General features: G+C 61.6%; 24 protein-coding genes. 18 read left to right on the top strand and 6 right to left on the bottom strand.

Annotated features, from left to right (window positions below; all coding sequences use genetic code 11):
- Nucleotides 1–4: 4 nt before the first annotated feature.
- The 4 genes from F8197_RS15280 to F8197_RS15265 all read right to left on the bottom strand — a co-directional run bounded on the left by F8197_RS15280 (nt 5) and on the right by F8197_RS15265 (nt 4,459).
- Complete coding sequence (locus tag F8197_RS15280) at nt 5–1,363, bottom strand: diguanylate cyclase domain-containing protein (RefSeq protein ID WP_152882583.1); 1,359 nt, start codon at nt 1,361–1,363, stop codon at nt 5–7.
- Nucleotides 1,364–1,703: 340 nt separating this feature from the next.
- Entirely contained in the window at nt 1,704–2,897 is a 1,194-nt protein-coding gene (locus tag F8197_RS15275) for a PLP-dependent aminotransferase family protein (protein ID WP_152882581.1), read from the bottom strand.
- 60 nt (nt 2,898–2,957) lie between these two features.
- Nucleotides 2,958–3,428: a RidA family protein gene (locus F8197_RS15270; protein ID WP_019920238.1), complete on the bottom strand. Its 471-nt coding sequence runs from the start codon at nt 3,426–3,428 to the stop codon at nt 2,958–2,960.
- Between the two features lie 95 nt (nt 3,429–3,523).
- Nucleotides 3,524–4,459 (bottom strand): DMT family transporter, encoded by a 936-nt coding sequence (locus F8197_RS15265; protein ID WP_193333443.1) that lies wholly within the window; start codon nt 4,457–4,459, stop codon nt 3,524–3,526.
- A gap of 97 nt (nt 4,460–4,556) precedes the next feature.
- Between F8197_RS15265 and F8197_RS15260 the strand changes: the two genes are divergently transcribed.
- From F8197_RS15260 to htpG, 4 genes are all read left to right on the top strand, one after another.
- Nucleotides 4,557–6,293 (top strand): PLP-dependent aminotransferase family protein, encoded by a 1,737-nt coding sequence (locus tag F8197_RS15260; protein WP_193333442.1) that lies wholly within the window; start codon nt 4,557–4,559, stop codon nt 6,291–6,293.
- A 57-nt stretch (nt 6,294–6,350) separates the two neighbouring features.
- The gene (locus F8197_RS28910; protein WP_227012262.1) at nt 6,351–6,707 is read left to right on the top strand and encodes a DUF1016 N-terminal domain-containing protein; all 357 of its coding nucleotides are present in this window, start codon (nt 6,351–6,353) and stop codon (nt 6,705–6,707) included.
- Nucleotides 6,691–6,918, top strand: a complete 228-nt coding sequence (locus tag F8197_RS28905; protein ID WP_227012261.1) for a PDDEXK nuclease domain-containing protein — start codon at nt 6,691–6,693, stop codon at nt 6,916–6,918. The genes F8197_RS28910 and F8197_RS28905 overlap by 17 nt, the downstream gene beginning before the upstream one ends.
- 150 nt (nt 6,919–7,068) lie before the next feature.
- Complete coding sequence (gene htpG, locus F8197_RS15250; RefSeq protein ID WP_152882579.1) at nt 7,069–8,982, top strand: molecular chaperone HtpG; 1,914 nt, start codon at nt 7,069–7,071, stop codon at nt 8,980–8,982.
- Nucleotides 8,983–9,056: 74 nt separating this feature from the next.
- Here htpG and F8197_RS15245 read toward each other — a convergent pair whose 3' ends face one another.
- A complete protein-coding gene (locus F8197_RS15245; RefSeq protein ID WP_152882577.1) occupies nt 9,057–11,153 on the bottom strand; it encodes a toxin-antitoxin system YwqK family antitoxin in 2,097 nt (698 codons plus the stop codon).
- Nucleotides 11,154–11,702 carry an alpha/beta hydrolase gene (locus tag F8197_RS15240; protein WP_152882575.1) on the bottom strand — a complete coding sequence of 183 codons (549 nt, stop codon included), beginning with the start codon at nt 11,700–11,702 and terminating at the stop codon, nt 11,154–11,156.
- Between the two features lie 575 nt (nt 11,703–12,277).
- Here F8197_RS15240 and flhD point away from each other — a divergent pair.
- The 14 genes from flhD (at nt 12,278) to cheY (ending at nt 24,854) form a co-directional block, all read left to right on the top strand.
- Entirely contained in the window at nt 12,278–12,595 is a 318-nt protein-coding gene (gene flhD / locus F8197_RS15235) for a flagellar transcriptional regulator FlhD (protein ID WP_026636987.1), read from the top strand.
- Between the two features lie 42 nt (nt 12,596–12,637).
- A complete protein-coding gene (flhC, locus tag F8197_RS15230; RefSeq protein WP_152882574.1) occupies nt 12,638–13,207 on the top strand; it encodes a flagellar transcriptional regulator FlhC in 570 nt (189 codons plus the stop codon).
- 34 nt (nt 13,208–13,241) lie between these two features.
- The gene (locus F8197_RS15225; protein WP_227012260.1) at nt 13,242–14,042 is read left to right on the top strand and encodes a bifunctional 2-polyprenyl-6-hydroxyphenol methylase/3-demethylubiquinol 3-O-methyltransferase UbiG; all 801 of its coding nucleotides are present in this window, start codon (nt 13,242–13,244) and stop codon (nt 14,040–14,042) included.
- A gap of 129 nt (nt 14,043–14,171) precedes the next feature.
- On the top strand, nt 14,172–15,032 hold the full coding sequence (gene motA, locus F8197_RS15220) for a flagellar motor stator protein MotA (protein WP_019920228.1): 861 nt from the start codon (nt 14,172–14,174) through the stop codon (nt 15,030–15,032).
- A gap of 36 nt (nt 15,033–15,068) precedes the next feature.
- Nucleotides 15,069–16,025, top strand: a complete 957-nt coding sequence (gene motB / locus F8197_RS15215; protein ID WP_056143903.1) for a flagellar motor protein MotB — start codon at nt 15,069–15,071, stop codon at nt 16,023–16,025.
- 56 nt (nt 16,026–16,081) lie between these two features.
- Nucleotides 16,082–16,630, top strand: coding sequence for a hypothetical protein (locus F8197_RS15210; RefSeq protein ID WP_026636985.1), 549 nt, complete (start codon nt 16,082–16,084; stop codon nt 16,628–16,630).
- 74 nt (nt 16,631–16,704) lie between these two features.
- Nucleotides 16,705–17,070: a response regulator gene (locus F8197_RS15205; RefSeq protein WP_026636984.1), complete on the top strand. Its 366-nt coding sequence runs from the start codon at nt 16,705–16,707 to the stop codon at nt 17,068–17,070.
- Between the two features lie 45 nt (nt 17,071–17,115).
- Nucleotides 17,116–19,329: a chemotaxis protein CheA gene (cheA, locus tag F8197_RS15200; RefSeq protein WP_152882572.1), complete on the top strand. Its 2,214-nt coding sequence runs from the start codon at nt 17,116–17,118 to the stop codon at nt 19,327–19,329.
- A gap of 12 nt (nt 19,330–19,341) precedes the next feature.
- Nucleotides 19,342–19,830 (top strand): chemotaxis protein CheW, encoded by a 489-nt coding sequence (locus tag F8197_RS15195; protein WP_019920223.1) that lies wholly within the window; start codon nt 19,342–19,344, stop codon nt 19,828–19,830.
- A 130-nt stretch (nt 19,831–19,960) separates the two neighbouring features.
- Nucleotides 19,961–21,730, top strand: a complete 1,770-nt coding sequence (locus tag F8197_RS15190; protein ID WP_152882570.1) for a methyl-accepting chemotaxis protein — start codon at nt 19,961–19,963, stop codon at nt 21,728–21,730.
- A 32-nt stretch (nt 21,731–21,762) separates the two neighbouring features.
- Nucleotides 21,763–22,629 (top strand): CheR family methyltransferase, encoded by an 867-nt coding sequence (locus F8197_RS15185; RefSeq protein ID WP_152882569.1) that lies wholly within the window; start codon nt 21,763–21,765, stop codon nt 22,627–22,629.
- A 9-nt stretch (nt 22,630–22,638) separates the two neighbouring features.
- Nucleotides 22,639–23,235 (top strand): chemoreceptor glutamine deamidase CheD, encoded by a 597-nt coding sequence (cheD, locus tag F8197_RS15180; RefSeq protein WP_019920220.1) that lies wholly within the window; start codon nt 22,639–22,641, stop codon nt 23,233–23,235.
- An 18-nt stretch (nt 23,236–23,253) separates the two neighbouring features.
- Nucleotides 23,254–24,330 (top strand): chemotaxis response regulator protein-glutamate methylesterase, encoded by a 1,077-nt coding sequence (locus F8197_RS15175; protein ID WP_152882567.1) that lies wholly within the window; start codon nt 23,254–23,256, stop codon nt 24,328–24,330.
- Between the two features lie 134 nt (nt 24,331–24,464).
- On the top strand, nt 24,465–24,854 hold the full coding sequence (cheY, locus tag F8197_RS15170) for a chemotaxis response regulator CheY (RefSeq protein ID WP_008450066.1): 390 nt from the start codon (nt 24,465–24,467) through the stop codon (nt 24,852–24,854).
- Nucleotides 24,855–24,878: the final 24 nt, after the last annotated feature.

Genomic DNA, 24,878 nt, shown 5'->3' with positions numbered 1-24,878 from the left:
ACCTTCAACGCACCATCAGCGCTTTCACCGCATCGAGCGCCGCGCTGCCGGTGCTGGTGCACCGCACCTGGTTGCGGCCACCTTCCTTGGCCACGTACATGGCGCGGTCGGCAGCGACGAACAGCGACTCGGTGTTATCGAGCTGGTGCGGCAGAATGGTGGCCACGCCGATGCTCACCGTCAGCCATGGCGACGTGGTCGAACGCGGATGCGGAATCTGCAGCGCTTCGATGTGGGCGCGGATCGCTTCGGCCAGGGTGCGCGCCGCGTCGGCCGGGGTTTCAGCAAACAGCAGCACGAACTCCTCGCCGCCGTAGCGCGCCGCCAGGTCGGTGGTGCGCATCGCGTGCGAAGCGATGGCCTGCGCTACCTGCTGCAGACAGGCGTCGCCTGCCGGGTGGCCCAAGGTGTCGTTATACAGCTTGAAGTGATCGACATCGAGCACCACCAGCGACAATGGCAGGCCGCTGCGCATGGAGCGCTGCCATTCCTTTTCCAGAAAACTGTCGAAATGGCGGCGGTTGGCGATCTTGGTCAGCGGATCGACCATGGCCGCGCGTTGCAGCGCATCTTCCGATTGCTTGTGGTGGGTGATGTCGTGCAGCAGGCCGATGAACAGCGGCTGGCGCAGGTACATCGGCGTGAGCGTCAAGTCCATGCACACCGAGCTGCCGTTGCGGTGACGGATGATCACCTCGCGCGTGCCATGGTGGTGGGCGGCGCCGGGCGCGCCGGCGTAGCGGCTGAAATAATCGAGGTATTCCTGCGCCACCAGGGGATTGAGCAGGTCCGAGATATGGCTGCCGGCTAGCGCGTTCTCTCGGTAGCCCAGGTACTTGTCGCAGGCCGGATTGGTGAACTGGATGCGGCCGTCGGCTTCGATGATCAGCAAGCCCTCGGCCATGTTGTTGACGATGGTGCGCAGGCGCTCGGCCTGTTCTTCCTGCGATTCCACGGTCACGCGGATCTGTAACTGGGTACGCACGCGCGCACACACTTCGGCCATGCGCAGCGGCTTGGCGATGTAATCGACCGCGCCGAGATCGAAGCCGGCCACCACGTCCTCGGTGCCGGTGCGCGCACTCATGAAAATCACCGGGATGCGCGCGGTGGAAGCGTTGGCCTTCAACTGGCGGCAGGTTTCAAAGCCATCCATGCCCGGCATCATCACATCGAGCAGCACCAGGTCGGGATGGACGCGGCGCGCGATCTTGAGCGCGCGTTCGCCCGAGGTGGCGACAAAGGTCTGGTAACCCTGTTCGACCATCAGCTTGCGCAGTACGGCGAGGTTTTCGGGCGCGTCATCGACGATCAGCACGGCGGCGTCGCGCCGGCCCGTCATACCGAGGTCCTTGGGAGTCATGCCGCATCCTTACCCGTCGGGTGGACAGGGATGAATTGTGCACAGATAGACAATGTATTGCCTTGATGTAATAGTGGGGTTTACTTTAAATAATACAACTTTGAATGCCGTAAAGGTAGGAATTAGCTTCCGGTATTCTTCCCGGAGACGTGGCGATGCCGCCAGTCGCCCGGGTTTCATCGGGTGCCTTCATTAACGCTGCCGATTGGTTAATGTTTTGGTCGGTTTGGCGACTGTTTGGCCTGAACCGATACCGATATGGAATCGGCAAGTGTTGTATTTCTGCGTGGAAATACGGGCGGCGAGCGCCGCCCGGGAGGGGGCTAATCCGCTAAAGCGTTCAGATCTTGGCGGCGATCAGCTTGCCGAGAATTTCGATGCCGCTGCGGATGCGCTCCGGCGCCACCGTCACGAACGACAGGCGCAGGGTGTTGGTGGCGGCATCGTTGGCGTAGAACGGCGCACCCGGTACGAATGCCACTTTCTGCGCGATCGCTTCATCGAGCAGGGCGATGGCATTGATATGCTTGGGCAGGGTCACCCAGATGAACATGCCGCCCTCGGGTTTGGTCCACTCCACGCCGGCCGGGAAGTACTGGGTCATGGCGTCGAGCATGACCTGGCACTGGTTGCCGTACAGGCTGCGGATTTTCGGGATGTGCTGTTGCAGGAAACCGTCCTTGATCACCTCGTGCACGACCATCTGGGTCAGTTGCGAGGTGTGCAGGTCGGCGGCCTGCTTGGCCAGTTCCAGGCGGCGCACCAGCGGCAGCGGCGCCACCACGTAGCCGAGGCGGATGCCCGGGGTCAGCACCTTGGAGAACGAGCCCATGTAGATGACGCCGTCCGGGTTCATCGCCACCATCTTCGGCAGCGGCTCGCCCTTGTAGCTGAGCGCGCCGTACGGATCATCTTCGATCAGCGGCAGGCCCAGGCGGGCGCAGGTTTCGACCAGTTCCACGCGGCGCTCCACCGACAGCGTGCGGCCGGTAGGATTCTGGAAGTTAGGCAGCGCGTACAGCAGGCGCGCACCTTCGGCGACCGGCGCCAGCGACGACGGCACCAGGCCGTTTTCGTCGGTGTCCACCGATTTGAACTCGGGACGGTACACCGAGAACGCCTGCAGCGCGCCCAGGTACGACGGCGTTTCCACCAGCACGCGGCTGCCTTCGTCGATCAGTACCTTGCCCAGCAGGTCCAGCGCTTGTTGCGAACCGGACGTCATCAGCACCTGTTCCGGGATGATTTTCGCGCCTTCGGTGGACAGCGAATCGGCGATCCACTGGCGCAGCGGCAGGTAGCCGTCGGTCGGGCCGTATTGCAGCGCCACTTTGCCGTTTTCGCGCAGCACCTTGTCGTAGGCGACCTGCATTTCTTCGACCGGGAAGGTCAGCGGCGACGGCAGGCCGCCCGCAAACGAAATGATTTCCGGCTGCTGCGTGATCTTGAGGATCTCGCGAATGAACGACGCTTGCAGCTGGTCCGCGCGTTCGGCGAAGCGCCACTGGATCGGATTCGGGTTTTCGATTTTCATACGGGTCTCGCTATGGTGGGTTCAACGAGCGCGCTGGCGGCGCGCTTTTATAGATATATATCAGGCAGCGTCCGACACTTCGGCGATCAGTTCGATTTCGACGCAGGCGCCCAGCGGGATTTGGGCCACGCCGAAAGCCGAGCGGGCGTGCTTGCCAGCGTCGCCGAAGACTTCGCCCAGCAGCTCGGAAGCGCCGTTGGTGACCAGGTGCTGCTCGGTGAAGTCGCCGGTGGAGTTAACCAGGCTCATCACCTTGACGATGCGCTTGACGCGGGTAAGGTCGCCGCCGACGGCCGCTTGCAGCGTGCCGATCAGGTCGATGGCAATGGCGCGCGCGGCCTGCTTGCCTTCGGCGGTATCGATGTTCTTGCCCAGCTGGCCGGTCCATACGCTGCCGTCGGCGCGCTTGGCGATGTGACCCGACAGGAACACCAGGTTGCCGGTCTGCGCGTACATGACGTAGGCGGCGGCCGGCGTTGCAGGTGCGGCCAGGGTGATATCGAGCGCTTTCAGTTTTTCGTATACAGACATGGGCTTATCCAAAAAAATTTGATCGGTGGTCCGTTATTGTACTCTTGACGCAGGCTGTGCCTGCAAACGGGGCAAAAACCAGATAGTCCACGGTTTCAACGCCGTTTTACCCCCATTTTGCGCCCGGCGCCCACCGTGGCGATCACGGCGATTGCGAAAACCACTGTTTGCCAGTCCAGCGCTTCCCCCAGGAACACGGCCGCGCCCAGCAAGCTCAAAAACGGCTGCACCAGTTGCACCTGGCCCACCCGGGCCACGCCACCCAGCGCCATGCCGCGATACCAGAAGAAGAAGCCGATAAACATCGAGAATACGCAGGTATAGGCAAACCCGGCCCAGGCGGCGGGATCGGCAGCCCCGATCTGGGCGGCGTCGCGCCAGCACAGCCAGGCCACCACCGGCAACAGCAGCGGAGCCGACAGCACCAGCGCCCAGCAGATGGTTTGCTGGCCACCGAGGCTTTGCGACAGCCGGCCGCCGGCCGCGTAACCCATGGCCGCCAGCAGCACGGCGGCAAAAATCGCCAGGTCGGCTGCATGCAGTCCGCCGCCGCCCTGGCGCAGGGCAAAGCCCGCCACCAGCGCCGAGCCGAACAAGGCCATGATCCAGAAGCCGCGCGACGGCTTTTCGCCGCCCAGCAATGCGGCAAACACGGCGGTGGCCAGCGGCAGGATGCCGACCAGCACGGCGCCATGGACGGCGGGCAGGGTGCGCATGGCGATCGAGGTCAACCACGGAAAGCCGATCACGCAGCCGAGCGCCACCAGCGCCAGTGGCCGCCACGCACTGCGCGGCGGCAGCGGCGCCCGTTTCCAGAACAGCCAGGCGCCAGCCAGCACGGCCGCGCCGAGTGCGCGCGCCAGCGCCACGAACATCGGCGACAGGCCGTTGGGCGCGAATTCGGTGCCGCCGACCGCCAGCCGGGTGAAGGGCAAGGTCAGGCTGAAGATGGCCACGCCGATCAGGCCCAGCAGCATGCCCCTGGTATCGTTGCTGGTGGTGACCGACGGGGTGAGGGTGTGCGTAGTCATATGGGTACCTGTGTTTGTGCAGTCCTCATGCTACGTGACAAAACCAGTACAGTGCCGGTACACTTGAGAACATAATGACTTGCACTGTGATGGCGAAATGACCAATACAAAAAACCTGCCCTCGATGCTGGGCGCGGCTGCCTCCCGCGCAGCGGAAGCCGTGGCCGAGGCGCTGGCGGCACAAATGGAGCGCGCAGCCGGAAACGTGGCGATAGCGGAAGCACGCGCCAGCGCGCCGCCGGTCGGGAAGCAGCTGGCGCCGACAACGACGGCGGCAGACGCAGCAGGCACAGGCACAGGCGCAGGCGCAGGCACAGGTACGGCAGGCACAGGCACAGCAGGCACAGGCACAGGCGCAGCAGCCCCGGCCATGCGGCCGACTTCAGGCGCCATGATCGGCCTGTTGTCGCGCGACTCGGGCGAAACCCTGATCGACCAGATCGTCCGCTCGGTCGCGACCCGCATCGACGAGCGGCTGTTGCGCGGCGGCGCGCGCATGCCGTCGATCCGTTCGTTTGCGGCCACCCATGGCGTGTCGCCGTTCACGGTGGTGGCCAGTTACGACAAGCTGGTGGCCGCCGGCTACCTGGAATCGCGGCGCGGCGCCGGCTTTTTCGTGCGCGAGCGCTTGCCGATGGCGCTCAACGCCGTCGAGCCTGGCATTACGAGCGCCGGCGCAGCGGACGCAGCGCTGGCAACCAAGCCGATCGACGTGGTGTGGCTGGTGCGCAATATGTTCCGCCAGATGCCGCACCAGCAGATGCCCGGTACCGGCGTGCTGCCGTCCGACTGGCTCGATGGCGCGGCGATTGCCAACGCGCTGCGCGCAGTCAGCCGCCAGAACGCCAATTTATTGCTCAGCTACGGCGTGCCGCAGGGTTTCCTGCCGCTGCGCCAGCAGTTGCAGCACAAGCTGGCCGAGCTGGAAATTGCCGCAGCACCCGAGCAAATTCTCACCACCGCCGGAGTCACCCAGGCGCTGGACCTGGTCGCCCGCGAGTTCACCCGCCCCGGCGACACGATCTTTGTCGATGACCCGGCCTGGTTCCTGATGTTCGGCTCGTTTGCGGCGCTGGGCGCCAAGGTGATCGGCATCCCTCGCCTGGGCGACGGCCCGGACGTGGCCCGGCTGGCGGAGCTGGCGGCCATCCACAAGCCCAAGCTGTACGTGATCAACTCGGTGCTGCACAACCCAAGCTCCACGTCGCTGTCGGCCGCCAAGGCGTTCCAGGTACTGAAACTGGCGGAAGAGCACGACTTCATCCTGGTCGAGGACGATATTTATTGCGACCTGCACCCGGGCAGTGCGGTGCAGCCGGCCACGCGGCTGGCCGCCCTGGACCAGTTGCAGCGCGTGATCTACCTCGGCGGGTTCTCGAAGACCATGGCAGCCAACCTGCGCGTGGGCTTTATCGCCACCTCGCCCGAACGAGCCGAGCGGCTGGCCGACCGCAAGATGCTTTCGACGCTCACCACCAGCGACATCGGCGAGCGGGTGGTCTATAAAGTGCTGTCGGAAGGCTCGTACCGCAAGCATGCCGACCGCGTGAGAGCAAGGCTCGACAGCGCGCGCGCCAAGACCCTGCGCCAGATGGAGCGGGTAGGCCTGAAAGTGCTGCACGCGGCCCCGGCCGGCATGTTCGTGTGGGCCGACGCCGGCTGCGACACCAACGCCCTGGCCGAACGCGCCATGGCCGAACACCTGCTGCTCGCGCCCGGCAGCCTGTTCTCGCCCGCCCAGCTGCCATCGACCTTCATGCGGTTCAATGTGGCGGCGATGCAGGAGCCGGCGGTGTGGCGTTTTCTTGAACGGGCACTGGGAGCGGTAAAGTAGTCCTGAGCCTGCATCGCTACTGATAAACGGTATACTTCACATAGGGAAATTGCGCGAATGAGTGATCCTGGTCTTGTACCCGGGCCGGAACAAGAAATCCCGGCGCTATTAATTACGCTTGGTGAGTTAATTCGCCAGGCACGCCAGCGCGCCCTACGTGCGGTGGATACCGTTCAGGTGCAAACCTGTTGGGAATTGGGTCGGCATATCGTTGAGTTCGAGCAGGGCGGTGCCACCCGCGCAGCGTACGGCAAGCGCTTGTTGTCGGAACTGGCCAGGGCATTAACTATCGAGTTTGGCAAGGGCTTCGATGCCTCTAACCTGCGCTACATGCGCCTGTTTTATCAGGCATTTCCAAAGTGTGACGCACTGCGTCACGAATTGAGCTGGACACCGCATGTACGACGAGCTTAAACGTGGGCCGGACGATAACCCTACCGTTGGCATCATATTGTGCACCCATAAGGATGCCTCGGTGGTTCGCTATTCTGTCTTGCACGGTCATGAGCAATTGTTCGCTAGCAAATACAAACTTATCTTGCCGAGCGAGGACGAACTGCGCGCCGAACTCGACCGTGAGCGCGCCCAACTGCAACTGGCGCAACAGCACAATGGCGACAGCTAACATAGGTTCTCGGCATCGCGCAGCCGGGCTTTGCGCCCAAGGCGATACAGGCGTTATCATTCTGGCGCCCATGGTGCAGGGGTGGCCTTGAAATTCTTGTGGGCAGCCCCATAACCGGGACACCAACAAACATTTTCCAACGAGGACATAATGACGGCACCAGAAAAACAAACCCTTGGCTTTCAAGCGGAAGTAAAACAGCTGCTGCAGCTGATGATCCACTCGCTGTACTCGAACAAGGAAATCTTCCTGCGCGAGCTGATCTCCAACGCCTCCGACGCCTCGGACAAGCTGCGCTTTGAAGCGATCAACAACGACGCCCTGTATGGCAACGACCACGAGCTGAAAATCAAGGTCGGCTTCGACAAGGCTGCGCGCACCATCACCATCTCGGACAACGGCATCGGCATGAGCCGCGACGAGACCATCTCGCACCTGGGCACCATCGCCAAGTCGGGTACCAAGGAATTCTTCGGCAAGCTGTCGGGCGACCAGCAGAAAGACGCGGCCCTGATCGGCCAGTTCGGCGTGGGCTTCTATTCCGGCTTCATCATTGCCGACAAGATCACCGTGGAAACCCGCCGTGCCGGCCTCGACGCTTCGGAAGGCGTGCGCTGGGAATCGGGCGGCGAGGGCGACTATTCGATCGAGCAGATCGAGAAAGCCGGCCGTGGCACCGACATCATCCTGCACCTGCGCGAAGGCGAGGACGAGTTCCTGTCGTCGTGGAAACTCAAATCGATCATCCGCAAGTACTCGGACCACATCTCGCTGCCGATCGTGATGCAGAAGGAAGAGTACGACGAAGAGCAGAAAGAAACCGTGCTCAAGGATGAGACCGAAACCGTCAACCAGGCCAGCGCCCTGTGGGCCCGCAGCAAGTCCGACATCACGCCGGAACAGTACGACGAGTTCTACAAGCACGTCTCGCACGACTTCCAGTCGCCGCTGACCCACACCCACAACCGCGTGGAAGGCCGCAGCGAATACACCCAGCTGCTGTACATCCCGGCCAAGGCGCCGTTCGACCTGTGGGACCGCAACAAGCGTGGCGGTCTCAAGCTGTACGTCAAGCGCGTGTTCATCATGGACGACGCCGAGCAGCTGATGCCGACGTACCTGCGCATGGTCAAGGGCGTGATCGACTCGGCCGACCTGCCGCTGAACGTCTCGCGTGAAATCCTGCAGGAGTCGCGCGACGTGCGCGTGATCCGCGAAGGCTCGACCAAGCGCGTGATCGGCATGCTGGAAGAACTGGCCAACTCGGACGAGCAAGAGAAGAAAGACAAGTACACGACTTTCTGGACCGAGTTCGGCCAGGTGCTGAAAGAAGGCATCGGCGAGGACGCGGCCAACAAGGACCGCCTGGCCAAGCTGTTGCGCTTTGCCTCGACCTCCAACGACAACGACGAACAGACCGTCTCGCTGGAACAGTACCTGGCGCGTGCGAAAGAAGGCCAGGACAAGATTTATTACGTCACCGCCGACAACTACGTCGCGGCCAAGAACAGCCCGCACCTGGAAATCTTCCGCAAGAAGGGCGTGGAAGTGCTGCTGCTGACCGACCGCGTCGATGAATGGATGTTGTCGTTCCTGACCGAGTTCGATGGCAAGGAACTGGTGTCGGTGGCCAAGGGCGGCCTGGACCTGGGCGCGCTGGAAGACGAAGCGGAGAAGAAAGAGCACGAAGAAACCCAGACTTCGTACCAGGACCTGGTCGGCAAGATGAAGGAAGCGCTGGCGGACAAGGCCAAGGACGTGCGCGTCACGTTCCGCCTGACCGACTCGCCAGCCTGCCTGGTGGCGGACGAAAATGAGCTGTCGGGCAACTTGCTGCGCATGTTGAAAGCTGCCGGCCAGAACGCGCCGGAATCGAAGCCTATCCTGGAAATCAACCCGGATCACCCCTTGGTCCAGCGGTTGAAGGCGGAAGATGTGGCCAGTTCGTTCAACGATTGGGCCAACATCTTGTTCGACCAGGCCCTGCTGGCCGAAGGCGGCTCGCTGGCCGACCCGGCGTCGTTCGTCAAACGCTTGAATGAATTGCTGCTGAGCGCGAAGTAAGTTGCATTAATCTTGCCGCGCAAGCGGCAATCCGGTTGCTCCGAAAGGCCCGTCAGGTTCGACGGGCCTTTTTTTCATTCACCGAAGATAAAGTGCGGCTTCTTCGGTGGTGGGCAGCCTTCCGGTCCCGGCGAGGTCTGTTTGCCGGTGTCGTCGAACTTCTTGCCGCAATCGGTGGCTTTGCCGTTGCGGAAGGTAAAGCTGCTGGCCACCTTGCCGTTCGGGTGGTAGCAGATATTGTCACCTTCGCGGTTGGCAAAGCCGTAGCTAATCAAAGGCTGACCGTTGACAGTGCGCTTGCTGTAGCCCTGGCGCGGCTCGGTGCACTTGAGCTGGCCATTCTCGTAATAGGTGTTCTTGACCGAAATGCCGGTGGCGCGGTCCACCAGCAGCTCGTCCTCGACGTTGCCGTTGGCATACCAGCTGCGACCTTCCTGGCGTTCGCCGAACTGGAACAGGTAATCGTAGCGCGGCTTGCCTTCGCTGGACCAGGTGCGGTGGTACTCGCACACGTCATCGCGTTCCCGGTCAGCTTCGCGGAAAGTGCAGCGATGGATGTCGTTGACCAGTTGGCCGCTTTCCGCGTAGTTGCGCAGGTGCGTTTCCAGTTGCCCCTGGATCACCGCCAGCCGCTCCGGCTTGCCGTTAAGGTAATAGTGGGCGTCGAGGCCATCCTTTTTGCCCAGCTGCCATTGGGTGTCGAGCCGCAGGATCTTGCCGCTGTCGTCGAAAGCGCGCTCGCGGCCGTCCAGCAGGCCCTTGCGGTACGTGGCCGAGTAGATCAAGGCGCCGTCTGGCGCGTAGCGCGTGCGTTCGCCGTCGAGCACGTCCATCGTGTAGTGGTCGCGCAGGCGCAGCTTGCCGTCAGCCGTGACCGCCGTGGCGACACCGTGCTTCTTGCCTTTGACAAAATTCACGCGCATGGTCGTGGCAACCTCGCCATCCCGGTAGGGCAGTGTCCAGGGTCCGTTGCGCAGGTTGGCGGCGAACGCGCCCTGGCCGTCGTCGGTCAACCACGGACCATCGCGGTTGCCGTTGAGATAGTTGCCCCGTTCGATCACCTTGCCGGCCATGGTGCGCTCGTAAGGCCCGTTGAGCTGGCCCCCAACATAGGTGTCAAAGCCGGTGATGTTGTCGTCGCCGTCGTGGTGGATGATGGTCCAGCGGCCTTCGCGCTTGCCGGCACGGTAGACGCCGTCTTCGCTGTAGCGGGCACCTGCGTAATGCCAGGGGCCATCGGCCACGCCACCGACGTAAGCGCCCTTGCTTTCCCCCTCATGCATGCCGCTGCGCACCCAAATGCCGTGGCGCTTGCCGTTGACATAGTTGCCGCGTTCGATCACGGCATTGTCGTCCCACGCCAGGCTGTAGAGGACGGAGGCGCCGTGCGGCTTGCCGTCGAACTCTTGCGGCGCGGTTTCCCAGGTCAGTTGCCAGAGCCGGAAGTTGGGCAGTTCGCCGGCGCCGATGTCGCTGTAGCGGGCATAGGTGGCGGTCAGAAAACGGCCATCTTTTTTCTGAAACACCTTCTTGTAGATGGCCGCAGTCTGGTCGTCGGGCGCCGCCCGCTTGCCGTCCAGGGTGTAGTAACCCATGACCGTGCCGGTAGTATGGTCGATCGCGTCAAAGTCGGCATTGCCGCTTTTGCCACCGACTCTACCGTTGACGCTGTAGTCGAGCGGCGCCAGTCCTGCCAGCGCCGCTTTTACGCGGGCGGCGTTGAGTGGCGTGCTGGTCCTGGCGATGCGGTCAAGCGCCGGCTGCAAGCCATCGAGCCGTAGATACTTGCCGGAGTTGTCGTTGTAGCGGTACGCGCGCAGGCCCGGCTTGCCGTTCAGGCGCAGCAGGACCAGCATGGTCTGGTGTTCCGGCGCGTTGTCGCGGTCGAGCGCGGCGTAGAACACCGAGCGGATTTCAGCCTTGCCGAAGGTATCGAGCTTGAGGGTTTTGGTGTTCGGGGCAGGCTTGTTGTCGGGCCCCAGGCAGACGCAGTAATAGCCGGTGACGCCGCCGGCCTCCTTGATAAAGGCGATATCGGCGCCGCTGTCCTGCGAGGAAGTGATAACTGGGTGAGCCAGTGACTTGCCCTCGTAGAATGGTGCGGCGTGGACCAGGCAAGCAGGAGAAACCAGCGCTGCAGCCAGCAGCGCGGTAAGACATGCATGCCGCATTCAGTCCCCTGCCGGCGTCAGGCTGGCGCAAAACTCGGCCAGCAGCTGCGCACCTTCGGGCCACGCGCCGTAGCCGGCGTCGCCATTGATGTGGCCGGCGTCGCCGATCTCCTTGAAGTCGCTGCCCCAGGCCTGGGCGAACTGGCGCGCGCGGGCGATATCCACGTAGGGATCGTTGTTACTGGCAATCACCAGGGTAGGGAAGGGCAGCGGCGCCAGTTGCATCGGCTGGAAGCCGGTGGTGCAGTCCGGGTAGGACGGTGCGTCGGTGTCGGACGGCGCTACCAGGAAGGCGCCGGCCACCTTGTGTGGTGAGCCTGACGCGGCCCAGCGCGTGACCAGGGCACACGCCAGGCTGTGGGCGACCAGGACCGGCGGCGTGGCGCAACGGGCGATGGCAGCGTCCAGTTCGGCCACCCACTCGTCGCCATCAGGCGTTTCCCAGTCGCGGTGGGGAACCCGCACCCAGTCCGGGTGCTGTTGTTCCCAGTGGCTTTGCCAGTGCGCGGGGCCAGAGTTCCACAGGCCGGCCAGTACCAATATCGCCATACATGCTCCCGATTAAGTGATCTATAGAAACACGATTCTACCTAAACATTGCATTTCCAGCATCAAACCCAGCCAAAAAGCCCTGTACGAAAACTTTTTCGAACTTTTTTCAAAAAAAATTCAAAAAAACCCTAAAGTTCCCCCGAACGCTGCCGTTACCAGATTCAAGATGCGGGAAAAAGTAGGTAAAGACCCCATCGGGTTGCAGAAAGGTAGTCGAAAATAATTAAAAATTTTTTCGTGGAAACCCTAAAGTTCTCCAAAACACTGCCGTAACCGGGTTAGATGTAGCAAAAAAGCGTCGCTCGCATGAAGTTTTTCGGTCTGGTTTCAGTACTTTTCCAGGACTTTTTTGAACACTGCCAGCCACCAAAAATCTACGCCGCAAGGGCGTAGAGCCTCGATTCGCGAGTGTTTGTAAGACAAACACCGACGGATCGCGTTCGCTATTTCCCGACGGAAAATACGGAAGAACACCTCTACTCGTATTTTTGTTGCTCCCGCAGAATGTATCTCACTGGAAACGTAATTCCACAGTGAAATATACGAAGCACACGAACTACTGGGAGATGGAAATGACCGCAAACGATATGATGGCTGAGATTCGCGATGCTAACCTGAGCTACCTGATGCTCGCGCAGCAAATGATTCGCGCTGACAAAGTCACCGCGATCTTCCGTCTCGGCATCGCTGCCGAAATCGCCGAACTGATCGAAGGCATGAGCAATGCCCAGATCCTCAAACTGGCAGGCGGCAACATGATGCTGGCCCGCTTCCGCTTCGACGACAGCGCCATCCTGTCGATGCTGACCAACTACAATAAAGACCGCAACCTGGCACAGTCGCACGCCGCCATCCTGATGGCCGGCCAGGCCGTTGAAGAAATCGCGTAATTCGCTTTATTACTTATCTATCAGCAGCCGGGAGCCAAGATCATGACCAAGAAAAGCGTAGTCTCCGAAGCCCAGGAAATCCAGCTGGCAATCGAACTGATCCAACTGGGCGCACGCCTGCAGTTGCTCGAGTCGGAAGTATCGCTGTCCCGCGAGCGCCTGCTCAAGCTCTATAAAGAGCTGCGCGGTGTGTCGCCACCGAAAGGCATGCTGCCGTTTTCGACCGACTGGTTCCTGACTTGGCAGCCGAACATTCATTCCTCGCTGTTCATCAACATCCACCAGTTCCTGGTCATCCACGCTGGCGCTTCCGGCATCCAGGCCGTGATGAAGGCTTACCAGCTGTACCTCGAACAAATGCCGCCGGCCCCGGGCGAAGAGCCGTTGCTGTCGCTCACCCGCGCCTGGACCCTGGTGCGCTTCTTCAGCAGCAAGATGCTGGAAACCGCGCCGTGCAACAAGTGCCAGGGCAAGTTCGTGGTCAACGCCATGGATCTGCACGGCAGCTACGTCTGCGGCCTGTGCCACATGCCTTCCCGCGCCGGCAAGACCAAGGCCGCGCAAAAAGCGCGCGATGCCGAGCTGGCCGACGCCGACGCTTTGGCCGCCTGATCCGGCAGCCAGCCTTTACTGTCGCATTCATTACTTGCCCACCCCGTCCTACCTCTCCCGACTGGCCCGCACGCCTGCCGTGCGGGCCTTGCTGGTCCAATGCGGCGCCGCGCCGCTCACGCTGGCGCTGGTGTACCTGCTGGCCTCGCTGCGCCTCCCCTGGTTTTATCCCGTTAATTATCTGACCGTCGCCGTCATCCACGGCCTGGTTGCGGCTGCCATTACCCGGCGCGTCGGACTCGCGCCGTGGTGGCGCGTGATCGAATTCCTGTTTCCGCTGGCAGTGCTGGCAGCGCTGGCACTGCAATTGCCGTCGTGGATCTTCCTGCTGGTGTTTGTGATCCTGCTGGGCTGGTACTGGTCCACCTTCCGTACCCAGGTGCCTTATTACCCGTCCAATCCCGCCGTGTGGGATGCGGTGCGCCAGCAACTGCCGCCGCCATCGACCAGTGGCAAGCCGCTGCGCGTGATCGATATCGGCAGCGGTCTCGGTGGTTTCGTGTTGTACCTGGCCAGGGTACGGCCCGATATCGAGGTGGTCGGTATCGAGCTAGCGCCGTTTCCCTGGTTGTACAGCTGGCTGCGCGCGCGGCTATCGGGCAGCCGGGCCCGGTTTATCCGGGGCGATTACGAACAGCTTGATTTCGGCCAGTTCAACCTGGTATTTGCCTACCTGTCGCCGGCGGTGATGGGGGCTTTATGGCGCAAGGCCGAAGCGGAAATGTGTCCTGGTGACACTTTAATAAGCTATGAGTTTGCAATTGAGGGCCGCATGCCCGAACTCGTCATTCACACCACAAACGGGTCAACTCCCCTCTATAAATGGTGCTTTTAAGCATCATTAGGCGTTATTCGCTTGCCCGGGGGCACTCAGACACGCTATTGTAGTTCTACACGTAAATTTTATGAAATCGGGCCGCCGCAAGTTAATGTTTTGGCCCTTTTTCTTTTTCGGGAGTCTTACTTGTTTGTCATCATCGGTTATGTAGTCATCATGGTCGGCGTCTTTGGCGGTTACGCCATGGCGGGCGGGCACCTGGCTGCGCTGTTCCAGCCGCTCGAACTGGTGATGATCGGCGGCGGCGCCTTTGGCGCCTTCATTGCCGGTAACAATGCCAAGACCATCAAGGCAACCATGGGCGCCTTGCCCAAGCTGCTCAAGGGTTCGCGCTTCAATAAAGACCTGTACATGGAGCTCATGTCGCTGATGTTCGACGTGCTGTCCAAGGTCCGCAAAGAGGGCCTGATGTCGATCGAAGGCGATATCGACAGCCCCGAACAAAGCCCTGTCTTCTCCAAGTACCCGAGCGTGCTGGCCGACCATCACATCGTCGAATTCATTACCGATTACCTGCGCCTGATGGTGTCCGGGAATATGGATGCGTTCCAGATCGAAAACCTGATGGACAACGAGATCGATACCCACCACCACGAGGGCGCCGCACCGGCCCACGCGATTGCCCGCCTGGGCGACGGCATGCCGGCTTTCGGTATCGTGGCGGCGGTGATGGGCGTGGTCCACACCATGGAAAACGTCGGTTTGCCACCGGCCGAGCTGGGCATCCTGATCGCCCATGCGCTGGTCGGTACCTTCCTCGGTATTTTGCTCGCGTACGGCTTCGTGGCGCCGCTGGCCAGCCTGCACGAACAAAAGCTGGAAGAAGAAACCAAGATGTACCAGTGCGTCAAAGTCATCCTGCTGGCCAGCCTGAACGGCTATGCGCCGGCGCTGGCCGTGGAATTCGGCCGCAAGGTGCTGTACTCGACCGAGCGGCCGTCGTTCAGCGAGCTGGAAGACCACATCAAGAAATCGAAATCGAAGTGATGAATTTTCTGATGTTGGTCCAATTAAGGAACTGCCATGGCTGAAGAAGGCTTACGGCCCATTATTGTCAAACGGATCAAGAAGCACGGCGGCGGTCATCACGGCGGCGCGTGGAAGATCGCCTATGCCGACTTCGTGACGGCAATGATGGCGTTCTTCCTCTTGATGTGGCTGCTCGGCTCCACCACCAAGGGCGACCTGAACGGTATCTCCGAGTACTTCAAGACGCCATTAAAGGTGGCGATGCAGGGCGGCTCGGGCAGCGGCGACAGCAGCTCGGTGATCCAGGGCGGCGGCACCGACCTGACCCGCAAGACCGGCCAGGTCAAGGCCAGCGACAACCCGACCGAACAGAAAACCTACAACCTTAACGCGGCCAAGAAGGCGCTCGAGGCCGAGGAAAAAGAGCGCCTGAAAAACCTCAAGCAAAAGATCGAGCAAAAGATCGACGCCAACCCGGTGCTGACCAAGTTCAAGAACCAGCTGCTGCTCGACATCACCAGCGAAGGCTTGCGGATCCAGATTGTCGACGAGCAGAACCGGCCGATGTTCAACTCGGCGCGCGCCGAGCTGCAACCGTATTTCAAGGAAATCCTGCACGAGATCGGCTTCGTCCTGAACGACGTACCGAACCGCATCGGCTTGACCGGTCACACCGATTCCACGCCGTACATGAGCGAGACCGGTTACAGCAACTGGGAATTGTCGGCCGACCGCGCCAATGCCTCGCGCCGCGAGCTGATCGTCGGCGGCATGGCCGATGCGAAAGTGCTGCGCGTGGTGGGGCTCGCTTCAGCCGCCAATCTCGACAAGGCCGATCCGTTCAACCCGATCAACCGCCGCATCAGCATCCTGGTGATGAACAAGCGCACCGAGGAAAGCGTGATCCGCGATGGCGGCCGCCAGATCGAGGTGGGCGCGGAGGAGGGTACGGTCGAGGAGGCCCCGGCCGCGCCGGCAGCGCCGCCCTCGGGTCCGCCGGTACGCAAGTAAAACCAAAGTAACGACAATGTAGCTACAACGCAGCAAGCAGTAATCACGAGACTTATATGACGAGAAAAAAAATCCTGGGGTCGCATGTCAAACGCCTGATGTCGGGCGTGTCCGACCACGGGCGCAAGCATCTGACCGAGGTCGAGACCGACCTGATCCAGACCCGGCTGCTGCTGGAGGAAGCGATCGACAAGCTCTCCTTCAACTTCATGGCCATCCACCAGGCGGTGGCGGGCGAACAGCCCACCATCCAGAAGCTGCTCGACGGCGCCGACATCACGGCCGAGCAGCGCACCCAGCTGGAAGCGCTGCCCAGCCAGGTGGGCGGTTACGTGAACGCGGCCGTGGTCAGCCTGCAATTCCAGGACATGACCAGCCAGTTGATCGACCGTACCCTGAAACGGGTGACCGGCCTGCGCGAGTTTCTCGGCACGCTGGGCGAACATGGCGCCGAAATGGTGCCCGAGAGCGATAACGAACAGATCGTCGAATTGCTCGGCAAGGTGAGCATGGCGCTGGCCATCCAGAGCCTGGAATTGCGCAGCGTGCTGCGCAAGGCCGTACACCAGCAACACATGGAGAGCGGCGACATCGAACTGTTCTAAGGGCCCCCGGCCCGGAACACCGCCGATACGATAGCAACAAGCCGGAGCTCCGGCAACACACAGTGAGAACCAAGATGGCCAAGACAATACTTGCAGTTGATGATTCCAGTTCCCAGCGCCAGATGGTGGCCTTCAGCCTGAAGGCGGCCGGCTACGACGTGGTCGAAGCCGTGGACGGCATGGACGGACTGGAAAAAGCCAAGCTGCAACAGGTCGACATGGTGTTGACCGACCAGAATATGCCGCGCATGGACGGCCTGGAACTGATCAAGATGCTGCGCCAGCTGCCCAGCTACGCCAAGACCCCGATCCTGATGCTGACCACGGAGTCGTCGGACGAAATGAAAAACAAGGGCCGCGCTGCCGGCGCCAATGGCTGGCTGGTCAAGCCGTTCGATCCGCAGCGGCTCAACGAGGTGGTGAAGAAAGTCATCGGCTGATCGGGCGCATGCAATGATGCTGAGCGAACTTTACGGAGTATCACCATGACCATCGATATAAGCCAGTTTTTCCAGGTCTTTTTCGATGAGGCCGAGGAACTCCTGGCTGAAATGGAAAGGTTGTTGCTGGCCGTCGATATCGATGCCCCCGACGCCGAGGATCTCAACGCCATCTTCCGCACCGCCCACTCGGTCAAGGGCGGCGCCTCCACGTTCGGCGTGACCGACATGACGGAAGTGACGCACATCCTGGAGACCCTGCTCGACCGTATCCGCAAGGGCGAAATGGCGCTCACGTCCGAACACGTCGATGCCTTCCTGGCCGCCAAGGACATCCTCAAGATGCAGCTGGATGGCCATCGCCACGGCAGCGAGGTGGACCAGGACGCGGTCGGCAATATCCGCATGGTGCTGCATTCGCTGACGGAAAATGTGCCGGTGGCGGCACTGGCCCACGTCGTCGTGCCGTCGTTTGGCGCGGCCGAGGCACAGGTGGTCGATCACAGCGGCGGCCGCCGCTATCGGCTGGAGTTGCCGGTGATGGATCACCGCGAGGTGACCGCGCTCGGGGCCGAGCTCGGTTTGATGGGGCACGTCTCCATCACGCCGCTCGACAAGGACCGCAACGCCATGGTGGTGACCACCCACGAGAGCCTCGACGATATCATCGCCATCTGCTCGTTCGTGCTCAACCCCGAAGACATGAAAGTGACCGAGCTGCCGGCGCTCGACGCCGCCCAGCAGCAGCTGGAAGACGCGGCCCGCAACAAGGTCGAGAGCGAGCTCGGCTACGGCTTCTTCGATGCCGTGCCGCTGCACCCTGGCAATGCAGCCACCAGCAGTGGCAGCGCCGGCGAAGGCTACGGCTTCTTCCAGCCGCTCGAGGAAATTCGCGCCAACGCGCAAGCTGCCAGCGACGACGCGCGCGGCTACGGTTTCTTCCAGCCACTGGAACAGATCCGCGCCGCTGCCGGCATCGTCAGCGATCCGGCGCAGGTGCTCGAAGACGAAAAGAAAGCCGCGAAGAAGGAAGAGAAGGAAAAAGAAAAGGCGGCCCACGGGCCGGGCGCGGAATCGTCGTCGATCCGCGTGTCGATCGAAAAAGTGGACCAGCTGATCAACCTGGTGGGCGAACTGGTGATCACGCAGGCCATGATCGAGCAGCGCGTCGATACGCTCGACCCGATGAAGCACGAGCGCCTGCTCAATAGCGTCAGCCAGCTGACCCGCAACACGCGCGACCTGCAGGAAGCGGTGATGTCGATCCGCATGATGCCGATGGACTTCGTGTTCTCGCGCTTCCCGCGCATGGTGCGCGACCTGGCCGCCAAGCTTGGTAAAAAAGTCGATTTCATCACCAACGGCGCTGCCACCGAACTCGATAAAGGCTTGATCGAACGGATCGTCGATCCATTGACGCACCTGGTGCGCAACTCGATCGACCACGGCATCGAAATGCCGGACGTGCGCCGCGCCGCCGGTAAAAGCGATGCCGGCCGCCTGTTCCTGTCAGCGTCGCACCAGGGCGGCAACATCATCATTGAAGTGTCCGATGACGGTGGCGGCTTGAACCGTGAAAAAATCCTGGCCAAGGCCGCGCAAAACGGCCTGGCCGTGAGCGACACCATGACCGATCCGGAAGTGTGGCAGCTGATCTTCGCGCCCGGTTTTTCCACCGCTGAAACCGTCACCGATGTGTCCGGACGCGGCGTGGGCATGGACGTGGTCAAACGCAACATCACCGCCATGGGCGGCGTGGTCGATATCCGCTCGGCCAAGGGATTCGGTACCACGATCTCGATCTCGCTGCCGCTGACGTTGGCGATTTTGGATGGCATGTCGATCAAGGTGGGCGAGGAGGTGTACATCCTGCCGCTGGGCTTTGTGATCGAATCGCTGCAGCCGACGCCGGAAGACGTGAAAGAAATCAGCGGCAAGGGCCGTGTGATCAAGGTGCGCGGCGAGTACCTGCCGCTGGTGCCGTTGTACCAGATGTTCGACATTGTGCCGCGCTTTACCAACCCCAGCGAGGGCATCGTGGTCATCATCGAAACCGAGGGCCGCAAAGCCGGGCTGTTCATCGACGACCTGGTGGGCCAGCAGCAGGTGGTGGTTAAGAACCTGGAATCGAATTACCGCAAGGTGGCCGGCATTTCCGGCGCCACCATTTTGGGCGACGGCGGCGTCTCCCTGATTCTCGACGTTGCCGCCCTGATACGCTCGTCGCGCCAGCTGGCCGACGAACAGATTTTTTCGTAGAGAGGAATTACCATGTCCGACGCATTGACCACAGGCGCCAACGAGATCGCCGGCCACGAATACCTGGCGTTCAAGCTGGGTACCGAAGAATACGGTATCGACATTTTGAAGGTGCAGGAAATCCGTGGCTACGAGGCGGTCACCCGCATCGCCAACGCGCCCGAGTTCATCAAGGGCGTGATCAACCTGCGCGGCATCATCATCCCGGTGGTGGACATGCGCATCAAGTTCAACCTGGGCGAGCCGATCTACGACCAGTTCACCGTGGTGATCATCTTGAACATCAACGGCCGCATCGTTGGCATGGTGGTCGATTCGGTGTCCGACGTGACCACGCTGACGCCGGAGCAGGTCAAGCCGGCGCCCGAGATGGGCACGGCGTTCAGCTCCGACTACATGATCGGTCTCGGCACCATCGACGAGCGAATGCTGATTTTGGTAAATATCGACAAATTGATGTTGAGCCCCGACATGGGCTTGATGGAACAAGTGGCGGCCTAAACCCAGCCCCAAAGCGGTACGCGTCCCTGCCCGCGGCGCTCCCCACAGAGGGCGCGCCAGAAGAATATCTATCACCACCGCGTGGACGTCTCCGGTGGCGTAAAACAATGCAGCACACGGGGGAACAGAGATGAATTTACGCGATGTAACGATCGGTACGCGCCTGCGTATCGGCTTTGGGGCCATACTGGCCATCCTGGTGGCCATGGTCTTGCTGACCAACTACCTGAACTACAACAACAGCAAACGCCTGGAAGACGGCCTGACTGTCGCCAGCGCCAAGAACCTGCAAGCGAGCACCATGAAAAGTGCGATGCTGGAGACCGGCATCGCCATGCGCAATATCGGCCTGCAATCGGACGTCAGCCTGATGCAGAAGGAAGAGCAAAAGGTCAAGGACCAGCGCGCGCTGTACGAAAAAGCACTGAACGACCTCAAAGCGCTGGGCTTGTCCAGCGAAGAGCAGGGCGTGCTGGCCGAGATCAGCAAGCTCGACGGCCAAACCGACAGCGCCTTCAAGGAAGCGCTGGCGCAAATCCTGGCGTTCAACACCGAAGGCGCGGCCAAGATCCTGTCGGGCCGCATCGACCCGCTGAACCAGCAGACGCTGGCCCAGATCAACAAGCTGGTCAACCTGCAACTGGCCAGCTCGAACGACGTGATCGGCAGTTCGGAAGGCGCCGTGCGCTCGCTGATGTATTTGCTGTTCGGCCTTGGCGCCGTGGCCGTCGCCCTGGGCGTGGTGTGCGCGGTGGTGATTACCCGTTCGATCACGGTGCCGCTGGCCGGCGCGGTGGTGGTGGCGCAGCGTGTCGCCTCCGGCGAACTGAGCTCGGAAGTGGTGGTCGTGGGCCGCGACGAAACCAGCGAACTGCTGCAAGCACTGCACGACATGAACCACAGCCTGGCCACCACGGTGGGCGAGGTGCGCGCCGGTTCCGAACTGATTACGACAGCCGCGCATGAAATTGCCGCCGGCAATGCCGACCTGTCGGCCCGTACCGAGACGCAAGCGAGCTCGCTCGAAGAAACCGCGTCGTCGATGGAAGAGCTGACCTCGACCGTCAAGCAGAACGCCGACAACGCGCGCCAGGCCAACCAGCTGGCGGTCTCGGCGTCGTCGGTGGCGGAAAAGGGCGGCAATGTCGTCTCGCAAGTGGTCTCCACCATGGGCTCGATCAAGGAAAGCTCGAGCCGCATCGTGGACATCATCGGCGTGATCGACGGCATCGCCTTCCAGACCAATATCCTGGCCTTGAATGCCGCCGTGGAAGCAGCCCGTGCCGGCGAACAGGGCCGCGGCTTTGCCGTGGTGGCGTCCGAAGTGCGCAACCTGGCGCAGCGCTCCGCTGGTGCCGCACGCGAGATCAAGGAACTGATCAGCGATTCGGTGGACAAGGTCGATGCGGGCAGCCGCCTCGTCGATGAAGCGGGCCAGACCATGGACCTGGTGGTGACGTCGATCCGGCAGGTGGCCGACATCATGGGAGAAATTACCGCCGCCACCCAGGAGCAAAGCAACGGCATCGAGGAAGTCAACCAGGCCATCACGCAGATGGACGAGATGACCCAGCAAAATGCCGCGCTGGTGGAAGAAGCGGCCGCTGCCGCCGAGAGCATGCAGGAGCAGGCCGAGATCCTGGCGCGCGCCGTCAGCATCTTCAAGCTCGCTGATAATGGTGGCCGCCGTGCCGCCTACGCGCCGGCTGTCGGGCCGCGCGCCGCCCCGGTTGCCGCTGCCAGCAAGCCGGCTGCCAAACCGGCGGCGCGCCTGGCTAACGCTGCTGCCACCAAGCCCGTCGCCAGGCCTGCGGCGCAGGAAGCGGCCCCCAAGGCCGCACCAAAAAGCACACCGAAACCCATCGCCAAGCCCCAGGCTGACGAGTGGGAAGAGTTTTAAAGCCAGCATCAACGCAACATCAAGGACACACCATGCCGCACAGTAAAGACACCGTTAAAGAGTTCGATTTCAATGCCCGGGACTTCGAGCGTGTGCGCGGCCTCATTTATAAACGCGCCGGTATTTCGCTGGCCGACAGCAAGCAGGAAATGGTGTACAGCCGCCTGGCCCGCCGTTTGCGCGCCACCGGCATCGCCTCGTTCGCCAAGTACCTGGACGACCTCGAAGCGGGCCGCCTGGGCGAGGAGTGGGAAGCGTTTACCAATGCGCTCACCACCAACCTGACGTCGTTCTTCCGCGAGGCGCACCACTTCCCGCTGCTGGCCGACCACATCAAGGGCAAGCGTGAGACGCTCAACATCTGGTGCTCGGCCGCGTCCACCGGCGAAGAGCCGTATTCGATCGCCATGACCGTGTGCGAAGCGTTCAATACGCTCACGCCCAACTGCCACATCATTGCCACCGACATCGATACCAATGTATTGGCCCACGCCGCCAACGGCGTGTACACGATGGACCGGCTCGACAAGATGAGCCCGGAACGCAGCCGGCGCTTTTTCTTGAAGGGCAAGGGCGAGCGCGAAGGCCAGGCCCGCGTGCGCCAGGAATTGCGCAACATGATCACCTTCAAACCGCTCAACCTGCTGGCCGACAGCTGGCCGGTGAGCGGCCAGTTCGACGTGATCTTCTGCCGCAACGTGATGATTTATTTTGACAAGGACACCCAGCGCAAGATCCTCTCGCGCTTCGTGCCCTTGATGAAGCCCGATGCGCTGCTGTTCGCGGGCCATTCCGAGAATTTCCTGTACGTCTCCGATGCGCTCAAGCTGCGCGGCAAGACGGTGTACGAGCTCGACGACAAACACCGGACCGCCGCCAAGGCGCCGCACCGTACCTAGAGAGCTGCCATGGACCTCGAACAATTTGCCACGAATCTGTACTACGACCGCACCTTCGACTGCGAAGCGGCCAAGATCCTGCCGGGCGAATACTATTTCACCAACAAGGACATGCTGATCGTGACCGTGCTGGGCTCGTGCGTGTCGGCCTGCATCCGCGACCGTACCACCGGTCTTGGCGGCATGAACCACTTCATGCTGCCCGACGGCGGCGGCGACGGCAGCCCGGTGTCGGCCTCGGCGCGCTACGGCACGTACGCGATGGAAATCCTGATCAACGATTTGCTCAAGGCCGGCGCCAAGCGCGAGAACCTGGAAGCGAAAGTGTTCGGCGGCGGCGCCGTGCTGAAAGGCTTTACGGCCATCAACGTTGGCGAGCGCAATGCGGCGTTCGTGCTCAGCTTCCTCAAGACCGAGCGCATTCGCGTGGTGGCCGAGGATCTGAACGACATCCACCCGCGCAAGGTGTATTTCTTCCCGCGTACCGGCAAGGTGCTGGTGAAAAAACTGATGCAGACCCATAACGATACGCTGGTCAAGCGCGAAGTGGAGTACGCGAGCCGCTTGAAGAAAGCGCCGGTGGGTGGCGAAATCGATTTGTTTTAATGTGTAGAAAGCAACCGTATGAAGATCAAAGTTCTCATCGTCGATGACTCCGCGCTGATCCGCAGTGTCATGAGCGAGATCATCAATAGTCAACCCGACATGGAGGTGGTGGCGACGGCACCCGATCCGCTGGTCGCGCGCGAATTGATCAAGCAGCACAACCCGGACGTGCTCACGCTCGACGTCGAGATGCCGAAAATGGACGGCCTCGACTTCCTGGAAAAACTGATGCGCCTGCGGCCGATGCCGGTCGTGATGGTGTCGTCGCTGACCGAGCGCGGCTCCGAGATCACCATGCGCGCGCTGGAACTGGGCGCGGTCGATTTCGTCACCAAGCCGAAAATCTCGATCCAGGCTGGCATGCGCGAATACACGGACCTCATCTCCGACAAGATCCGCGCTGCCGCCAAGGCCCGCGTGCGCGCCCGTACTCTGCCGGCTGCCGGCGCCTCAGCGCAAGGCAGCACGCCGTTGTCGGCACTGCGCAACCCGCTGTTGTCGTCGGAAAAGCTGATCATCGTCGGCGCCTCCACCGGCGGCACCGAGGCGATCCGCGAATTCCTGATGCAGATGCCGTCGGACTGCCCCGGCATCCTGATCACCCAGCACATGCCCGAAGGCTTTACCCGCTCGTTTGCCAAGCGGCTCGACTCGCTGTGCAAGATCTCGGTGCAGGAAGCGCAGGGCAACGAACGCGTACTGCCCGGCCACGCTTATATTGCGCCGGGCCACTCGCACCTGTACCTGACCCGCAGCGGCGCCAACTACATGACCAGGATCGACCAGGCCGAGCCGGTCAATCGCCACCGGCCATCGGTGGACGTCTTGTTCCGCTCGGCAGCGCAGGCGGCCGGCAAAAACGCGGTGGGCGTGATCCTGACCGGCATGGGCAAGGATGGCGCGGCCGGCATGCTGGAGATGAAGAATGCCGGAGCGTATAATTTCGCCCAGGACGAGGCCAGTTGCGTGGTGTTCGGCATGCCGCGCGAAGCGATTGCGATCGGCGCCGCGCACGAGGTAGGCGCCCTGACGGCGCTGCCCGGCATGGTGCTCGGTTACCTGGCGCAGCACGGCATGCGCGCATTGCGGGTGTAAAAGGCGTAATTGTGGTTGCAGTGACGTTTTACTGCGACTTTGTTCGCCTTGGAGCAACGAAAATGCTATCCTACAACTTGCTTGGAGTTTGTAGGCAATATTAACAACCGCGTAAAGAAACAACGGAGTAATTCATGGCTGATCCAAAGATGAAATTTTTAGTTGTTGACGATTTTTCGACGATGCGTCGCATCGTCCGAAATCTGTTAAAAGAACTGGGTTATGCCAATGTCGATGAGGCGGAAGACGGCGTCATGGCGCTGGCCAAGCTGCGCGCCGAGTCGTTCGACTTCGTCGTCTCGGACTGGAACATGCCAAACATGGACGGCCTGACGATGTTGCAAAACATTCGTGCCGACCCCGCACTGGCCAAGCTGCCGGTACTGATGGTGACCGCCGAAGCCAAGAAGGAAAACATCATCGCTGCCGCGCAAGCTGGCGCCAATGGTTATGTGGTCAAGCCGTTCACCGCCGCCACCCTGGACGAAAAGCTGAACAAGATTTTCGAAAAGCTGGGCGCGTAATACCTTAGTGGTCGGGCCCGGCCC

The organism is Duganella sp. FT27W, from assembly GCF_009295655.1.
Lineage (GTDB): Bacteria > Pseudomonadota > Gammaproteobacteria > Burkholderiales > Burkholderiaceae_D > Rugamonas > Rugamonas zoogloeoides.
Note: the sequence above shows the minus strand (reverse complement) of the source record. Positions and strands in the feature narration are given on the sequence as shown.

Excerpts from the sequence above, each read along its gene's own strand:
- F8197_RS15280 (WP_152882583.1), bottom strand. The coding sequence starts at position 1,363 with ATGACTCCCAAGGACCTCGGTATGACGGGCCGGCGCGACGCCGCCGTG.
- F8197_RS15275 (WP_152882581.1), bottom strand. The coding sequence starts at position 2,897 with ATGAAAATCGAAAACCCGAATCCGATCCAGTGGCGCTTCGCCGAACGC.
- F8197_RS15270 (WP_019920238.1), bottom strand. The coding sequence starts at position 3,428 with ATGTCTGTATACGAAAAACTGAAAGCGCTCGATATCACCCTGGCCGCA.
- F8197_RS15265 (WP_193333443.1), bottom strand. The coding sequence starts at position 4,459 with ATGACTACGCACACCCTCACCCCGTCGGTCACCACCAGCAACGATACC.
- F8197_RS15260 (WP_193333442.1), top strand. The coding sequence starts at position 4,557 with ATGACCAATACAAAAAACCTGCCCTCGATGCTGGGCGCGGCTGCCTCC.
- F8197_RS28910 (WP_227012262.1), top strand. The coding sequence starts at position 6,351 with ATGAGTGATCCTGGTCTTGTACCCGGGCCGGAACAAGAAATCCCGGCG.
- F8197_RS28905 (WP_227012261.1), top strand. The coding sequence starts at position 6,691 with ATGTACGACGAGCTTAAACGTGGGCCGGACGATAACCCTACCGTTGGC.
- htpG (WP_152882579.1), top strand. The coding sequence starts at position 7,069 with ATGACGGCACCAGAAAAACAAACCCTTGGCTTTCAAGCGGAAGTAAAA.
- F8197_RS15245 (WP_152882577.1), bottom strand. The coding sequence starts at position 11,153 with ATGCGGCATGCATGTCTTACCGCGCTGCTGGCTGCAGCGCTGGTTTCT.
- F8197_RS15240 (WP_152882575.1), bottom strand. The coding sequence starts at position 11,702 with ATGGCGATATTGGTACTGGCCGGCCTGTGGAACTCTGGCCCCGCGCAC.
- flhD (WP_026636987.1), top strand. The coding sequence starts at position 12,278 with ATGACCGCAAACGATATGATGGCTGAGATTCGCGATGCTAACCTGAGC.
- flhC (WP_152882574.1), top strand. The coding sequence starts at position 12,638 with ATGACCAAGAAAAGCGTAGTCTCCGAAGCCCAGGAAATCCAGCTGGCA.
- motB (WP_056143903.1), top strand. The coding sequence starts at position 15,069 with ATGGCTGAAGAAGGCTTACGGCCCATTATTGTCAAACGGATCAAGAAG.
- F8197_RS15210 (WP_026636985.1), top strand. The coding sequence starts at position 16,082 with ATGACGAGAAAAAAAATCCTGGGGTCGCATGTCAAACGCCTGATGTCG.
- F8197_RS15205 (WP_026636984.1), top strand. The coding sequence starts at position 16,705 with ATGGCCAAGACAATACTTGCAGTTGATGATTCCAGTTCCCAGCGCCAG.
- cheA (WP_152882572.1), top strand. The coding sequence starts at position 17,116 with ATGACCATCGATATAAGCCAGTTTTTCCAGGTCTTTTTCGATGAGGCC.
- F8197_RS15195 (WP_019920223.1), top strand. The coding sequence starts at position 19,342 with ATGTCCGACGCATTGACCACAGGCGCCAACGAGATCGCCGGCCACGAA.
- F8197_RS15190 (WP_152882570.1), top strand. The coding sequence starts at position 19,961 with ATGAATTTACGCGATGTAACGATCGGTACGCGCCTGCGTATCGGCTTT.
- F8197_RS15185 (WP_152882569.1), top strand. The coding sequence starts at position 21,763 with ATGCCGCACAGTAAAGACACCGTTAAAGAGTTCGATTTCAATGCCCGG.
- cheD (WP_019920220.1), top strand. The coding sequence starts at position 22,639 with ATGGACCTCGAACAATTTGCCACGAATCTGTACTACGACCGCACCTTC.
- F8197_RS15175 (WP_152882567.1), top strand. The coding sequence starts at position 23,254 with ATGAAGATCAAAGTTCTCATCGTCGATGACTCCGCGCTGATCCGCAGT.
- cheY (WP_008450066.1), top strand. The coding sequence starts at position 24,465 with ATGGCTGATCCAAAGATGAAATTTTTAGTTGTTGACGATTTTTCGACG.